This is a genomic window from Streptomyces sp. NPDC127092 (assembly GCF_042722475.1).
In the GTDB taxonomy this organism is placed as follows: domain Bacteria; phylum Actinomycetota; class Actinomycetes; order Streptomycetales; family Streptomycetaceae; genus Streptomyces.
Genome location: NZ_JBHXFE010000040.1, coordinates 45,340 through 59,066 on the forward strand (window position 1 = coordinate 45,340; position 13,727 = coordinate 59,066).

Annotated in this window: 12 protein-coding genes; 9 read left to right on the plus strand and 3 right to left on the minus strand. The window is 74.8% G+C overall.

Going from position 1 to position 13,727, the window contains the following annotated elements; all coding sequences use genetic code 11:
* Positions 1-278 precede the first annotated feature (278 nt).
* Positions 279-1,097 carry a class I SAM-dependent methyltransferase gene (locus ACFWJO_RS28320; RefSeq protein ID WP_386869648.1) on the plus strand — a complete coding sequence of 273 codons (819 nt, stop codon included), beginning with the start codon at positions 279-281 and terminating at the stop codon, positions 1,095-1,097.
* Between the two features lie 102 nt (positions 1,098-1,199).
* On the opposite strand, the gene ACFWJO_RS28325 is transcribed toward ACFWJO_RS28320, so the two are convergent.
* Positions 1,200-2,375 carry a glycosyltransferase gene (locus tag ACFWJO_RS28325; protein ID WP_386869593.1) on the minus strand — a complete coding sequence of 392 codons (1,176 nt, stop codon included), beginning with the start codon at positions 2,373-2,375 and terminating at the stop codon, positions 1,200-1,202.
* Positions 2,376-2,433: 58 nt separating this feature from the next.
* Between ACFWJO_RS28325 and ACFWJO_RS28330 the strand changes: the two genes are divergently transcribed.
* The 7 genes from ACFWJO_RS28330 (at position 2,434) to ACFWJO_RS28360 (ending at position 10,626) form a co-directional block, all read left to right on the plus strand.
* Positions 2,434-3,222, plus strand: coding sequence for a glutamate racemase (locus ACFWJO_RS28330; protein WP_386869595.1), 789 nt, complete (start codon positions 2,434-2,436; stop codon positions 3,220-3,222).
* A 59-nt stretch (positions 3,223-3,281) separates the two neighbouring features.
* A complete protein-coding gene (locus ACFWJO_RS28335) occupies positions 3,282-3,857 on the plus strand; it encodes a hypothetical protein (RefSeq protein WP_386869597.1) in 576 nt (191 codons plus the stop codon).
* Positions 3,858-3,996: 139 nt separating this feature from the next.
* Positions 3,997-5,844 carry an apolipoprotein N-acyltransferase gene (gene lnt, locus ACFWJO_RS28340; protein WP_386869599.1) on the plus strand — a complete coding sequence of 616 codons (1,848 nt, stop codon included), beginning with the start codon at positions 3,997-3,999 and terminating at the stop codon, positions 5,842-5,844.
* A gap of 72 nt (positions 5,845-5,916) precedes the next feature.
* A complete protein-coding gene (locus ACFWJO_RS28345; RefSeq protein WP_384408369.1) occupies positions 5,917-6,399 on the plus strand; it encodes an NUDIX domain-containing protein in 483 nt (160 codons plus the stop codon).
* 55 nt (positions 6,400-6,454) lie between these two features.
* A complete protein-coding gene (locus ACFWJO_RS28350; RefSeq protein ID WP_386869602.1) occupies positions 6,455-7,288 on the plus strand; it encodes a 3-hydroxybutyrate dehydrogenase in 834 nt (277 codons plus the stop codon).
* A gap of 76 nt (positions 7,289-7,364) precedes the next feature.
* A complete protein-coding gene (locus ACFWJO_RS28355; RefSeq protein ID WP_386869604.1) occupies positions 7,365-9,254 on the plus strand; it encodes a helix-turn-helix domain-containing protein in 1,890 nt (629 codons plus the stop codon).
* 172 nt (positions 9,255-9,426) lie between these two features.
* Positions 9,427-10,626 carry a CaiB/BaiF CoA transferase family protein gene (locus ACFWJO_RS28360; protein WP_386869606.1) on the plus strand — a complete coding sequence of 400 codons (1,200 nt, stop codon included), beginning with the start codon at positions 9,427-9,429 and terminating at the stop codon, positions 10,624-10,626.
* Between the two features lie 43 nt (positions 10,627-10,669).
* On the opposite strand, the gene ACFWJO_RS28365 is transcribed toward ACFWJO_RS28360, so the two are convergent.
* Complete coding sequence (locus ACFWJO_RS28365) at positions 10,670-11,524, minus strand: LysR family transcriptional regulator (RefSeq protein ID WP_386869608.1); 855 nt, start codon at positions 11,522-11,524, stop codon at positions 10,670-10,672.
* A gap of 70 nt (positions 11,525-11,594) precedes the next feature.
* On the opposite strand from ACFWJO_RS28365, the gene ACFWJO_RS28370 reads away from it, so the two are divergent.
* Positions 11,595-12,527: a DMT family transporter gene (locus ACFWJO_RS28370; protein WP_386869609.1), complete on the plus strand. Its 933-nt coding sequence runs from the start codon at positions 11,595-11,597 to the stop codon at positions 12,525-12,527.
* Here the strand turns inward: ACFWJO_RS28370 and ACFWJO_RS28375 are convergent.
* Positions 12,488-13,639: an AI-2E family transporter gene (locus ACFWJO_RS28375; RefSeq protein ID WP_386869650.1), complete on the minus strand. Its 1,152-nt coding sequence runs from the start codon at positions 13,637-13,639 to the stop codon at positions 12,488-12,490. The genes ACFWJO_RS28370 and ACFWJO_RS28375 overlap by 40 nt on opposite strands.
* Positions 13,640-13,727 lie beyond the last annotated feature (88 nt).

Consider the following 13,727-nt stretch of genomic DNA (forward strand, 5'->3'; position numbering starts at 1 on the left):
ACCCACCACGGCCGCTCACGACGACGACACGCAAGGACACCACCACCATGGCCGAACGGCAGCGCCCCTCCGACCGGCAGGAACCCAGCCGACCCGAGCCCGACCGGCACGAGCCCGCCCGACCCGAGTCCGACCGGCACGAGCCCGACCGACCCAAGTCTGACCGGCACGAGCCCGCCCGACCCGGGGCCGACCGGCACAAACCCAGCGGACCCGAGTCCGCCTCGCGAGAGCCCACGCCGCACGAGTCCGCCCCGCACGAGCCGGACCACACCGCGGTGCGCGTCGCCCTGTGGCGCGCCCTGCACGTTCACGCCGACCCCGCGCCGCACGTCCTCGACGACGAGATCGGGCTCCAGCTCGCCGACCCGGGGCCGGACTGGCGCGAGCGGGGCGACATGACGATGCCGGGAGTCGCCGGCGTCCGCGCCTCCATGGTCGCCCGGGCCCGCTTCATCGAGGACCTCGTCGCCGAGCGCGCCGACGCCGGCGTGACGCAGTACGTCATCCTCGGCGCCGGCCTGGACACCATGGCCCAGCGGCGCCCCGAACTCGGCTCCCGCCTCCGCGTCTTCGAGGTCGACCAGCCGGGAACGCAGGCGTGGAAGCGGCGCCGCCTCGCCGAGCTCGGCCACGGCGTCCCGCCCTGGCTGACCCTGGTGCCCGTCGACTTCGAGGCCGGCGACTCGTGGTGGGAGCGGCTGACCGCCGCCGGGTTCGATCCGGACAGGCCTGCGGTCGTCGCGTCGGCGGGCGTCAGCATGTACCTCACGCACGAGGCCAACACCGCGACCCTGCGCCAGGCCGCCGTGCTCGCCCGCGGCTCCGTGCTCGCCACGACCTTCCTGCTCCCGCTCGACCGGCTGGAGCCGGACCAGCGCCGGGTCCAGGAGTTCTCGATGCGCAACGCCGCCGCCGCGGGCACCCCGTTCGTGAGCCTGTACACGCCCGACGAGATGCGGCGGGCGGCCCTGGAGGCGGGATTCACCAAGGCGGAGCACGTGTCTCCCGACGACCTGGCCGCCCGCTACTTCGCGGACCGCACCGACGGCCTTCGCCCGCCCAGGTCCGAGCAGTTCCTCGTCGCCGAGGTGTAGGGCCGGTCCGGCGGATCCGGGCGCGAATCCGGGCACGGTCCGCTGACGGGCCCGTCAGAGGTAGGGCCGGTCAGAGGTCGGGCCGGTCCGCTGTCGGGCCGGTCAGCGGTCGGGCATGGTCTCCGGGCGGGCGTACGTCCGCCCCTTCCAGGCCGCGCCCCGGCCCCGATAGTGCTGGACGGCCGAGTCCACCGTCATCAGGAGGTACAGCAGCGCGGTGAACGGGAGCAGGGGCGCGAGCCAGGGCGGCTGGCGGTAGTAGCGCAGCATCGGGAGGTACGTGCCCGCCATCACCGCCCAGGCGAGCCCGCCCGCCCACGCCGCGGGCGCGTCCCCGGCGAGCAGTCCCGCGAACAGTGCCGCAGGCGGCGCCAGATAGACCAGTGCCAGGCCGGCGACCGTGCCCGCGAGCACGAGCGGGCTGTGCCGCAGCTGCGCGTAGGCGCTGCGCGAGACCATCCGCCACAGCTCGGTGAGCCCCGGATACGGCCGGACGCTGTCCACCCGCTCCGCAAGCCCCAGCCAGAGCCGGCCGCCGGCCCGCCGCACCGCCCGGGCCAGCGACACGTCGTCGATGACGGCCTGCCGGATCGACTCCGGCACCCGGGCCCGCTCCGCCGTCTCCGCCCGCAGCAGCACGCACCCGCCGGCCGCCGCCGTCGCGAGAGGCCGGCGGCGGTTGATCCAGCGGAAGGGGTAGAGCTGGCAGAAGAAGTAGACGAAGGCCGGCACGATCAGCCGCTCCCAGCCGCTCGCCACCCGCAGCCGCGCCATCTGCGACACCAGGTCGAGCCGGTGCCCCGTCGCCGCCGCGACGAGCAGCCGCAGACTGTCCGGCCCGTGCGCGATGTCCGCGTCCGTGAGGAGCAGGAAGGCGGGTCCACGCGCGCGTGCGAGCGCCATGCCGTGCCGCAGCGCCCACAGCTTGCCCGTCCAGCCGGGTCCGGGCTCGCCGGGGGAGGTCACGGTCAGCGGCAGCCCGCCGTGTCGCGCGGCCAGCTCGCCGGCGAGCCGCCCCGTGCCGTCCGTGCTCCCGTCGTCGACCAGGATCACCTCGGCCCGCCCGGGATAGTCCTGGCCCAGCAGCGAGGGCAGACTCCGCGGCAGCACCTCGGCCTCGTCCCGGGCGGGGACCACCACGACGACGTCGGGCCAGGACTCGGGGGCTGCGGCCGGCCCGGGCAGCCGCTGGTCCGTACGCCAGAAGAAGCCCTGGCCCAGGAGCAGCCACCCCCAGACAGCCAGGGCGGCGATCGCGATCCAGGCAAGCGTGCTCATTCGCCGCAGTCTGCCCCACAACGACGGGGAAACCGGGGTGGTCGGCTAGGGTGACCGGGTGAAGATCGCCCTCATGGACTCCGGAATCGGCCTGCTGCCGGCAGCGGTGGCGGTCCGTCGTATGCGGCCCGACGCGGATCTGGTGCTGTCCTCCGACCCCGACGGCATGCCGTGGGGCCCGCGCACCGTCGAGGACCTCACCGGGCGTGCCCTGGCCGTCGCCCGGGCCGCCGCCGCACACGGGCCGGACGCCCTGATCGTCGGCTGCAACACCGCGACCGTCCACGCCCTGCCCGCGCTGCGCGCGGAGCTGGAGCCGCGCATTCCGGTGATCGGCACCGTCCCCGCGATCAAGCCCGCCGCGGTCGGCGGCGGCAAGGTCGCCATCTGGGCCACGCCCGCCACCACCGGCAGCCCGTACCAGCGCGGCCTGATCCGCGACTTCGCCGACGGCGCCGAGGTCACCGAGGTGCCGTGCCCCGGTCTCGCCGACGCCGTCGAGCACGACGACGCCGAGGCCGTGCGCCGGGCCGTCGCCGCCGCCGCCGAGCTCACGCCCCCGGACGTCCGTGCCGTCGTCCTCGGCTGCACCCACTACGAGCTGGTCGCCGAGCAGATCCGCGCGGCGCTGCACCGCACCGAGGGCCTGCCGCCCGTCGTTTTGCACGGTTCCGCCGGGGCAGTCGCCGCACAGGCGCTGCGACGGATCGGCGCCGAGGCGGACCCGGCGGCGCCCCCCACGGGTGGTCTCACCGTGCTCCTCAGCGGCCGTACGGGCGAACTCGGCCCGGCCGCGCTCAGCTACGCCGAAGGCCGCGCCCTCGCGGAGGCGGCCGCCGTCCACTGAGGGTGACCGGACGACTCCGCCGAGGCGCCGCAACAGCGGAACGTGCTTAGGCTGTCACCATGAGGGACCACTCCACGAACCCGGGTCCCGAGGGACCCGCACCCCCGGTCTGGACCGGCCGCGCCACCAACCGGATGCAGTGGCTGCCGGCCGTCGGTGGCTTCGCCTGCATGGCGCTCGGCATCCTGCTGGCCGTCGAGTCGCCCTGGACCTCCGGCATCGCGCCGCTCCTGATGGCCGTCATCGGCTGCGTCGCCGCCGGCATCCTCGTGCTCTTCGGCACGCTCGCCTTCGTCCACGTCGCCGTCCGGGTCGACGACCGTGCGTGCGAGGTGCGCTGCGGGCACATCGGCGTGCCACGCCGCCGCATCCCGCTGTCGCACGTGGTCGGCGCCGAGTTCGCGCCGTCCGTCACCCCGCGCCAGTGGGGCGGCTGGGGCTACCGCTGGCGCCCCGAGAAGGGCACCGCGGTGGTCGTCCGCCGGGGCGAGGGCCTGGTGCTGCGGCTCGGCGACGGACGGACCTTCACCGTCACCGTCGACGACGCCGAGTCCGCCGTCCACGCCATCCGCGCCCTGCTCCACCGCACCACGCCTCCCACGGCACCGGCCCCGGCCGGACCCGCAGGAGTCTGAGCGGATCACGCGGAGCGGCGAACGCGGCGGGGCGAGACGCCTTCCCGGCGCCTCCCGCCAGCGGAACCCCTCGGCCGTGGGGGCGCGCGGTGCGGACCGCACTCCTGCCGGGCGCGCCCCGCGCCGTAGACTCCGGCTCGTGAGCACCACCATCGCCCCCGCCGACGCGCCCGAGTCCGATACCGCCCCCGAGCGGGCCGGCGGCCCTCGGCGGCTGCTGCGCCCCGGTGCGGCCCTGCTGTCCGGGCTGATGCTCTTCCTGAGCTTCCCGCCCCGGCCCCTGTGGTGGCTCGCGCTGCCCGCGTTCGCGCTGCTCGGCTGGACGCTGCGCGGCCGGCGGCCGCGGGCCGGCTTCGGCCTCGGCTACCTGGCCGGCCTCGGCTTCCTGATGCCGCTGCTCGTGTGGACCGGCGAAGAGGTCGGGCCGCTGCCGTGGGTGGCGCTCGCCGCCGTGTCGGCGCTGTTCGTCGGAGCCGTGGGCCTCGGCATCGCGGTCGTCTCCCGGCTGCCCGCGTGGCCGGTCTTCGCCGCCGCCGTGTGGATCCTCGGCGAGGCGGCACGCGCGCGCGTGCCGTTCGGCGGCTTCCCCTGGGGCAAGATCGCCTTCGGGCAGGCGGACGGGATCTTCCTGCCGCTCGCGGCCGTGGGCGGCACCCCGGTCCTCGGCTTCGGCGTCGCGCTGTGCGGTTTCGGCCTGTACGAGCTCCTGCGCCAGGTCCTCGTCCGGCGCGCCAGCACCGGCACGGGTCCGACGAGCCGTACCGGCACGGGTCCGACGAGCCGTACGGGCACGGGTCCGGCGTCCGAGGAGGCCGCCGACGCCGCCGACGCTGCCGGGGCGTCTGAGTCCGCCCGGACGCCTGAGCCCGCCCGGACCCCCGAATCCGTCCGGACGCCCGAGTCCGCCAGTACGCCCGGGTCCTCCGAGGAGGCTCCCGACTCTTCGCGGACGACGGCCACGGCCCCGGCCCCCGCCGCGGCGCCCTCGCGCCCGGCGCGCGGCCCGCTGGTCGCCGCCGCGCTCGCCGTGCTGGTGCCCGTCACCGGGGCCCTCGCCGCCCTGCCGCTCGTCTCCGACGCGGCGGAGGACGGCACCGCGACCGTCGCAGCCGTCCAGGGCAACGTGCCCCGCCTCGGCCTCGACTTCAACTCCCAGCGGCGTGCCGTGCTCGACAACCATGCCAACCGCACCAAGGAGCTCGCCGCCGAGGTGAGGGCGGGCCGCGCGCCGCAGCCCGACTTCGTGCTGTGGCCGGAGAACTCCTCCGACATCGACCCCTACGCCAACCCGGACGCGTACGAGGTCATCGACGACGCCGTGCGCAAGGTGAACGCGCCCACCGTGATCGGCTCCGTCATCGCGCCCGAGACCGGCAAGCTGCGCAACACCCTCATCCAGTGGGAGCCGGGGAAGGGCCCGGTCGCCGAGTACGACAAGCGGCACGTCCAGCCCTTCGGCGAGTACATCCCCATGCGGTCGTTCGTCCGGCTCTTCAGCAGCGACGTCGACCGCGTCCGCCGCGACTTCGGGCCGGGGAACAAGGTCGGCGTCTTCGACCTGGCCGGTACGAAGGTGGGCCTCGCCACCTGTTACGAGGCGGCCTTCGACTGGGCGGTCCGGGACACCGTCACCCACGGCGCCCAGCTGATCACCGTACCCAGCAACAACGCCACCTTCGGCCGCAGTGAGATGACCTACCAGCAGCTCGCCATGTCGCGGGTGCGCGCCGTGGAGCACAGCCGCAGCGTCGTCGTCCCGGTCACGAGCGGTGTGAGCGCGGTCATCCGGCCCGACGGGACGATCGTCGCGGAGACCGAGCTGTTCACCCCCGCCGTGCTCGTCGAGAAGGTGCCGCTGCGCTCCTCGCTGACCCCGGCGACCCGCATGGGCACCCTGCCCGAGGCGCTCCTCGTGGCGGTCGCCGTGGCCGGTCTCGGCTGGTCGGCCGCACGCTCCGCGCGGGCCCGCCGGTCGGACTCCGCCTGAACCGGCACCCGTGCGGGCCCGGGAGGTCCGAGCGGCGGCCGGGACGATCGGATGATGATCTAGGGTCGAGTCATGGGCACCCCTGACTTCATCCGTGACATCCGGGCATCCGCCGGCCACCAGCTGCTCTTCCTGCCCGGCGTCTCCGCCGTCGTCTTCGACGACCGGGGACGCGTGCTCCTGGGCCGCCGCGCGGACAACGGCATGTGGGCCATCGTCGGCGGCATCGTGGAGCCCGGCGAGCAGCCGGCCGCCTGCGCCGTCCGCGAGGTGTACGAGGAGACGGGCGTGCGGGCCGAGGTGGAGCGGGTCGTGCTCGTGCAGACCCTCCGCAAGCCGGTCGTCTACCCCAACGGCGACCGCTGCCAGTTCATGGACGTGTCCTTCCGCTGCCGGGCCGTCGGCGGCGAGGCCCGGGTCAACGACGACGAGTCGACGGAGGTCGGCTGGTTCGCGCTCGACGAGCTGCCCGAGATGAAACGGTTCTCGCACTTCCGCATCGAGCAGGCCCTCAAGGACGAACCCACATGGTTCGACCCCAGCCCCCTGGGCTGAACTATGTGTCCGGCACACATCGGTCGGGGAGGAACCGCTTCGTAGGGTGCCGCACATGAGCGCCTCCATCACACCGGGACCCGTCCCGGCCCAGGCCGCCCGGCCCCGCCCCGCCCCCGGGCCCGTCACCCTCGACCTCTCCGGGCGCACCGCGCTCGTCACCGGCGCGGCCGGCGGCATCGGCCGCGCCTGCGCGCTGCGGCTCGCCGCCGCCGGAGCCCGGGTCAGAGCGGTCGACAAGGCCGCGGAAGGACTCGACGCGCTGACCGAGGCCGCCCGGTCCCTCCCCGGCGCCGTCGAGCCCCGGCTGCTCGACCTCACCGACCTCGACGCCGCCGAGGCCACGGCCGCCGGCGCCGACATCCTCGTGAACAACGCGGGACTCCAGCTCGTCCGGCCCCTCCAGGACTTCCCCCCGGACGTCTTCCACACCGTCCTGACCGTGATGCTGGAGGCGCCGTTCCGGCTCATCAGAGGCGCGCTCCCGGAGATGTACGCGCGGGGCTGGGGCCGGATCGTGAACATCTCCTCCGTCCACGGACTGCGCGCCTCCGCCTTCAAGTCGGCCTACGTGGCCGCCAAACACGGTCTTGAGGGCCTGTCGAAGACCGCGGCCCTCGAAGGCGCCCCGCACGGCGTCACCTCCAACTGCGTCAGCCCCGGCTACGTCCGCACGCCGCTCGTCGAGCGGCAGATCGCCGACCAGGCCGCCGCCCACGGCATCCCCGCCGAGCAGGTGGTCTCCGACGTCCTCCTGCGCGACTCCGCGCTCAAGCGGCTGATCGAGCCCGAGGAGGTCGCCGAGGCCGTGCTGTACCTCTGCACCCCGCAGGCCTCCTTCGTCACCGGCACCTCGCTCAGCCTGGACGGAGGCTGGACGGCGCACTGAGCGCCGCGTCCGTTGTCCACAGGCGGTTGTCCACAGGGCTGGTGCGACCCCCCGTACGACAGGTATCCCTGTGACCATGACCCACGAACAGGCCGCCTACCTGGAGCTCCTCGCCCGCGGCGCCGCGACCGAGGCGTACGACCGCCCCGTGCTGCTCGCCCGCGCGAGCGGCGCGGGGCCCGAGGAGCTGGCCGAACTGGAGCAGGCCAAGCAGCTCGCACTGCGGGTCCGGGCCGAGCTGGAGGGCCGGCGGCGGCGCGAGGCCGAGCTGTCCGCGCTCTTCGAGACCGCGCACGACCTCGCGGGCCTGCGCGACCTCGACGACGTGCTCCGCGCCATCGTCCAGCGCGCCCGCTCCCTGCTCGGCACCGAGGTCGCCTACCTCAGCCTGAACGACCCGGTCAGGGGCGACACCTACATGCGGGTCACCGAGGGCTCCGTCTCGGCCAGGTTCCAGCAGGTCAGACTCGGCATGGGGGAGGGGCTGGGCGGACTCGTCGCCCAGACCGCCCGGCCGTACGTCACCGAGGACTACTTCCAGGACGCGCGGTTCCAGCACACCGAGGCCATCGACAGCGCGGTCGGCGACGAGGGCCTCGTCGCGATCCTCGGCGTGCCGCTCACCCTCGGCAGCCAGGTCATCGGCGTCCTGTTCGCCGCCGACCGGCGCGCCCGCGTCTTCGAACGCGAGCAGGTCGCCCTGCTCGGCTCCTTCGCCGCGCACGCCGCCGTCGCCATCGACACCGCCAACCTGCTCGCCGAGACCCGCTCCGCCCTCGCCGAGCTGGAGCGGGCCAACGACATCATCCGCGAGCACAGCGGCGTCATCGAGCGCGCCTCCGAGGTGCACGACCGGCTCACCGAGCTCGTGCTGCGCGGCGGCGGGGTCCACGACGTGGCCGCGGCCGTCTCCGAAGTCCTCGGCGGCACCGTCGACTTCGTCGAGGAGCCGCCGGGACCCGCGAGGATCGCCGAGGGCCACGCCGCGCGGGACGGCGACGACTGGATCGCCTCGGTCTCCGCGGGCGGCGAGACCTTCGGCGCCCTCGTGCTGCGCGACCGGCCCGGACTCGACCCCGTCGACCTGCGGACACTGGAGCGGGCCGCCCTCGTGACGTCCCTGCTGCTGCTCGCCCGCCGCTCCGCGGGCGAGGCCGAGCAGCGGGTCCGCGGCGAGCTGCTCGACGACCTCCTCGACGCGCCCGACCGCGACCGGCGGCTGCTGCGGGAGCGCGCCGCCCGGCTGCGCGCCGACACCGACGCGCCCCACGTGGTCCTCGCCGCCCGCATCGACCGGGCCGGCGCCGACACCGAATCCGACGGCGGCGGACGGGAGAGCGCCGACCGCCAGCGGCTGCGCTCGGCGGCCTCGCACCTTGCCGCGACCCGCCACGGCCTGGCCTCGGCGCGCGACGGCGGCACCGTCCTGCTGCTGCCGCTCGGCCCCGGAGAGACCGCCGCCGAGCTCGCCCGGCAGACCGCGAAGCACCTCGGCGGCGCCCTCCACGAGCCCGTCTCCGTCGGAGCCTCGGCACCCGTCCCCGCACCGCTCGCCCACCCCGACAAGGTCGCCCCGGCCTACGAGGAGGCACGCCGCTGCCTGGAGGCGCTGCGGCTGCTGCACCGGCAGGGCGAGGGCGCCGCCGCCGAGGACCTGGGCTTCCTCGGGCTGCTCCTCGCCGACACCCGCGACATCGAGGGCTTCGTGGAGCGGACCATCGGCCAGGTCGTCGACTACGACCGGCGCCGCGGCACGGACCTGGTGCGCACCATGGACGCCTACTTCGCCAGCGGCATGAGCCCCGCCCGCACCAAGGACGACCTGCACGTCCATGTGAACACGGTGGCCCAGCGCGTCGAGCGGATCGGCCGGCTCCTCGGCCCTGACTGGCAGTCACCGGCCCGCGCCCTGGAGATCCAGCTGGCCCTGCGGCTGCACGCCCTCTCGGCGGCCGTCATACGCTGACCGCGCCCGCCCTCATGCCCGCACCGCCCGCCCACACGTCTGCCAAGCACCGTCGGCCCGCACAGCACGCCCGCCGAGCAGCCGAGCACCGCACGACCGTCCGCACCGCGCACCCGCACGCCCGCCCGTACCGCACACCGCGCCGCACCGCCTGGCGCCAGGAGGCCCCCCGATGACCGGACGTCCCGCAGACCTGCCGCTCTCCGGCATCACCGTCGTCAGCCTCGAACAGGCGGTGGCCGCGCCCTTCGCCACCCGCCAGCTGGCCGACCTCGGCGCCCGGGTGATCAAGGTGGAGCGGCCCGGGGACGGAGACTTCGCGCGCCGCTACGACACCACCGTGCACGGGGAGTCCAGCTACTTCGTCTGGCTCAACCGGTCCAAGGAGTCGATCACGCTCGACCTGAAGACGGACGCCGGCCGCGAGGTCCTGGAGCGGCTGCTCGCCGGGGCCGACGTGTTCGTGCAGAACCTGGCGCCCGGCGCCGCGGCCCGCCTCGGGCTCGCCCCCGAGGCCCTCGCCGAGCGCTTCCCGCGGCTCGTCGCGGCCGGCCTCTCCGGTTACGGCACCACCGGCCCGTGGGCCGGCCGCAAGGCCTACGACCTGCTCGTCCAGTGCCAGACGGGACTGGTCTCGCTGACCGGCAACGAGCACGGCACCGCCCGGGCCGGGATATCCGTGGCGGACATCGCCGGCGGCATGTACCTCTACAGCGGCATCCTCACCGCCCTGTTCACCCGTGCCACCACCGGCACCGCCCGCCCCGTCGAGGTCTCCCTCTTCGAGGCGCTCGCCGAATGGATGCACCAGCCCGCCTACTACACCCGCTTCGGCGGCGCGCAGCCCCCGCGCATCGGCACCCGGCACGCCACCATCGCGCCCTACGGCGCCTTCACCGCCGCCGACGGCAAGGACGTCCTGTTCTCGATCCAGAACGAGCGGGAATGGGCCGCCTTGTGCGCGCGGTTCCTGGAGCGGCCGGAACTGGTCACGGACCCGAGGTTCGCGACCGGCTCCGACCGGGTCGCCCACCGGGCGGAGCTGGACGCCCTGGTGGCCGAGCGGTTCACCGAGCTCGACAGCGCGACCGTGGGAAGGATCCTCGACGAGGCGGGCATCGCCAACGCCGGGGTCAACGACATGGCGGAGTTCCTGGAACACCCGGTGCTCGAGGCCCGCGACCGCCGGCGGGACGTGCGGCTCCCGGGCGGCACCGAGGTCCCGGCCCTGCTGCCGCCGGCCGACCTCGGCGGCACGCGGCCGCGCATGGACGCCGTCCCCGGCGTCGGCGAGCACACCGAGCACATCCTGGCCGAACTCGGCTACGACCCGGCCGCCGTCGAGGAGATGCGCGCCGCCCACGCGATCTGACGCCCGGAGGAAGGTGCGGCGCAGGGGCCGACGTGCCGGAACGTCACGGTGTGCGGTACAGCGCGGTGAGCAGTTCGATCACCGCCTGTGCGGCGGGATGCGGGTCGTCCCGCCACCAGGCGAGGCGTACGGCGACCGGTTCGGCGTCGCGCACCGGGCGGTAGACGACGCCGGGCCTGCGGTACTGGCTGGCCGTGGCCTCCGCGCTCATCCCGATCCGGCGGCCGGTGGAGATCGCGGTCAGCCAGTCGTCCACGTCGTACGTCTCCTCCGTCGCCGGCCGGGAGTCGGGCGGCCACAGCTCCGGAGTGGTGGTGCCGGTGCGCCGGTCGATGAGCAGCGTGTGACCGCTGAGGTCGGCGAGCCGTACCGAGCGGCGCCGGGCCAGCGGCTCGTCGGCGGCCATGGCGCACAGCCGCCGCTCGAGCCCCACGATCGCCGAGTCGAAGCGCCGGTCCTCCAGGGGCCTGCGGAGCACCGCCAGGTCGCACGAGCCCTCGGCGAGGCCGGCGGTCGGCGAGTTCACCCGCACCATCTGGAGTTCCGTACCGGGATGTGCGGCGGCCCACTGCCGCTGGAACGCGGGCGTGTGCCGGCCGAGGGCCGACCAGGCGTAGCCGATCCGCAGCGCGTCTTCCCCCGATGCCGCCACCCGGACCAGCTCCTCCGCCTCGGCGAGCACCCGGCGGGCGTGCGCCACCACCCGGGCCCCGGTCGCCGTCGGCGTCACCGACCGCGAGGTGCGCCGCAACAGCCGTACACCCAGGTTCCGTTCGAGCGAGGCGAGGGTGCGGGACACCGCGGCCTGGGAGACACCGAGCACGAGCGCGGCGTCCGTGAAACCGCCCTCGTCGACGATCGCGACCAGACAGCGCAGCTGGCGCAGTTCCATATCCATACGGCCAGCGTATAGATCGGATCCAGCCATGCATTTTGCGCAAGCATCCGTGGCGAGGACGATCGGGACCATGCCCGCAGCCCCGTCCGCCGCCTCCTCGGATCTCGCCTCCTCGTCCGCCGCCGCTCCCGCGCCCCGCACCTCCGCGGCCGGCGTGGCCGCCATGCTCGGCAGCGGTCTGTCCAACCAGATCGGCGCCGCCACCGGCTCCCTCGCCTTTCCCGTCCTCGGCCCGGTCGGGGTCGTCGCCGTCCGCCAGTACGTCGCCGCGCTCGTCCTCATAGCCGTCGACCGGCCCCGGCTGCGCACGTTCACCCGTCACCAGTGGTGGCCGGTGGTCCTGCTCGCGGTCGTGTTCGGCACCATGAACCTGTCCCTCTACACGGCCATCGACCGGGTCGGGCTCGGCCTCGCCGTGACCCTGGAGTTCCTCGGCCCGCTCGCCATCGCGCTCGCCGCCACCCGCCGTCGCGTCGACGCCGCCTGCGCCGTACTCGCCGCGGCGGGCGTGGTCACCCTCATGCGACCCCAGCCCTCCACCGACTACCTCGGCATGGGCTTCGGCCTGCTCGGAGCCGCCTGCTGGGCCGCGTACATCCTGCTCAACCGCACCGTCGGCAACCGCATCCCGGGAGCCCAGGGCAGCGCCGCCGCGGCCGGCCTGTCCGCGCTGATGTTCCTGCCCGTCGGCGTCCTCGTCGTGCTGCGCCACCCGCCGACGGCCGCGGCGCTCGGCTGCGCGGTCGCCGCCGGCGTGCTCTCCTCGGCCGTCCCGTACCTCGTGGACCTCTTCACCCTGCGCCACGTGCCGCCCGCGGCCTTCGGCCTCTTCATGAGCGTCAACCCGGTGCTCGCGGCCCTGGTCGGCTGGACCGGCCTCGGGCAGCGCCTCGGCTGGCCCGACGCCGCCGCGATCGCCGCGGTCGTCACCGCCAACGCCGTCAGCATCCTCACCTCACGCCGTCAGGACCTGTCCGGCGGACGAGGACCGGACGGATCCTGACCGTCCTCCGGGCCCTCCTCCGCGAGGGCCCGTTCCGTCTCGCGGGCCGTCTCGCGGTCCGTCTCCCGGGCCGCCCGCAGCGCCGAGTGCACCGACCACACCACCGACACCAGCGGCACCGCCACCACCGCGCCCACGAAGCCCGCCGCGATGGAACCCGCGACGACCGAGACCGCCACCACCAGCGGATGGAGCCGAACGGCCCAGCTCATCACCAGCGGATGCAGCACATGCCCCTCGATCTGGCCGATCACCACGATCAGCGCGATCACGATCGCCGCCACCAGCGGCCCCTCGGCGGCCAGGGCGACCACGGCGGCCACCGCGAGCGCGATCGGCGAGCCGATCAGCGGGATGAACGCCGCGGCGAACTCCAGCAGCGCGAGCGGCACCGCCAGCGGCACCCCGAGCAGCCACAGCGCGACCCCCACCAGCACCGCGTTCGTCGCCGCCACCAGCACGATCCCGTGGGTGTAGCCGGTGAAGGTACGCCAGGCCGCGCGTCCGCCCACCTCCGCCCGGCCCCGTACGGACACCGGCAACTGCTCCCGGAACCAGGCCCACTGGCGGTCGCCCGAGTGGATGAAGAGGACCGCCGAGAACAACGCGAGCGCCAGCGTCGCCAGCACCGCCACCAGATGGTGGGCCCCGCTCACGGCATCGCTGACCAGCGTCGAACGGTGACTGGACAGGAACTGCCCGATCCGTGCCTGCACGTCCGACAGCGCCTCGGGATTCAGCCGGAACGGCGGCCGCTCCAGCCACTGCTCGATCCGCTCGACGCCGTCCCGGAACTCCCGCACGAGCGTCGTCCGCTCGTTCGCCACCGCCTCGCCCACCAGCGCCAGCACGCCGAGGACCAGTGCGATGCTCCCCAGCATCGTCAACGCCACCGCGAGCGCGCGCGGCAGTCCCCGGGCGACGACGTCCGCGACCGGCCGCAGCAGGGCGGTGACCACCAGACCGAGGAAGAGCGCCACACCGATCTCGTGGAACCGCCCCAGCAAGGCGAACAGCGCGTAGACGAGCGTGCCGACGACCAGCAGCCGCCACGCGTAGGCGGCGGCCGTACGAAGGAAGGGGGCGACCGCGGGGGACGAGCCTGGCTGCATGGCCATCGACGTACCACCCGCGCGTCGGGCGTCAACGCCCGCGCCCGCACATTCCCCCGACCGGGTAACCGTCACCCCGCCGACGGGC

Excerpts from the sequence above, each read along its gene's own strand:
- ACFWJO_RS28325 (WP_386869593.1), bottom strand. The coding sequence starts at position 2,375 with ATGAGCACGCTTGCCTGGATCGCGATCGCCGCCCTGGCTGTCTGGGGG.
- ACFWJO_RS28335 (WP_386869597.1), top strand. The coding sequence starts at position 3,282 with ATGAGGGACCACTCCACGAACCCGGGTCCCGAGGGACCCGCACCCCCG.
- ACFWJO_RS28345 (WP_384408369.1), top strand. The coding sequence starts at position 5,917 with ATGGGCACCCCTGACTTCATCCGTGACATCCGGGCATCCGCCGGCCAC.
- ACFWJO_RS28350 (WP_386869602.1), top strand. The coding sequence starts at position 6,455 with ATGAGCGCCTCCATCACACCGGGACCCGTCCCGGCCCAGGCCGCCCGG.
- ACFWJO_RS28355 (WP_386869604.1), top strand. The coding sequence starts at position 7,365 with ATGACCCACGAACAGGCCGCCTACCTGGAGCTCCTCGCCCGCGGCGCC.
- ACFWJO_RS28360 (WP_386869606.1), top strand. The coding sequence starts at position 9,427 with ATGACCGGACGTCCCGCAGACCTGCCGCTCTCCGGCATCACCGTCGTC.
- ACFWJO_RS28365 (WP_386869608.1), bottom strand. The coding sequence starts at position 11,524 with ATGGATATGGAACTGCGCCAGCTGCGCTGTCTGGTCGCGATCGTCGAC.
- ACFWJO_RS28370 (WP_386869609.1), top strand. The coding sequence starts at position 11,595 with ATGCCCGCAGCCCCGTCCGCCGCCTCCTCGGATCTCGCCTCCTCGTCC.
- ACFWJO_RS28375 (WP_386869650.1), bottom strand. The coding sequence starts at position 13,639 with ATGCAGCCAGGCTCGTCCCCCGCGGTCGCCCCCTTCCTTCGTACGGCC.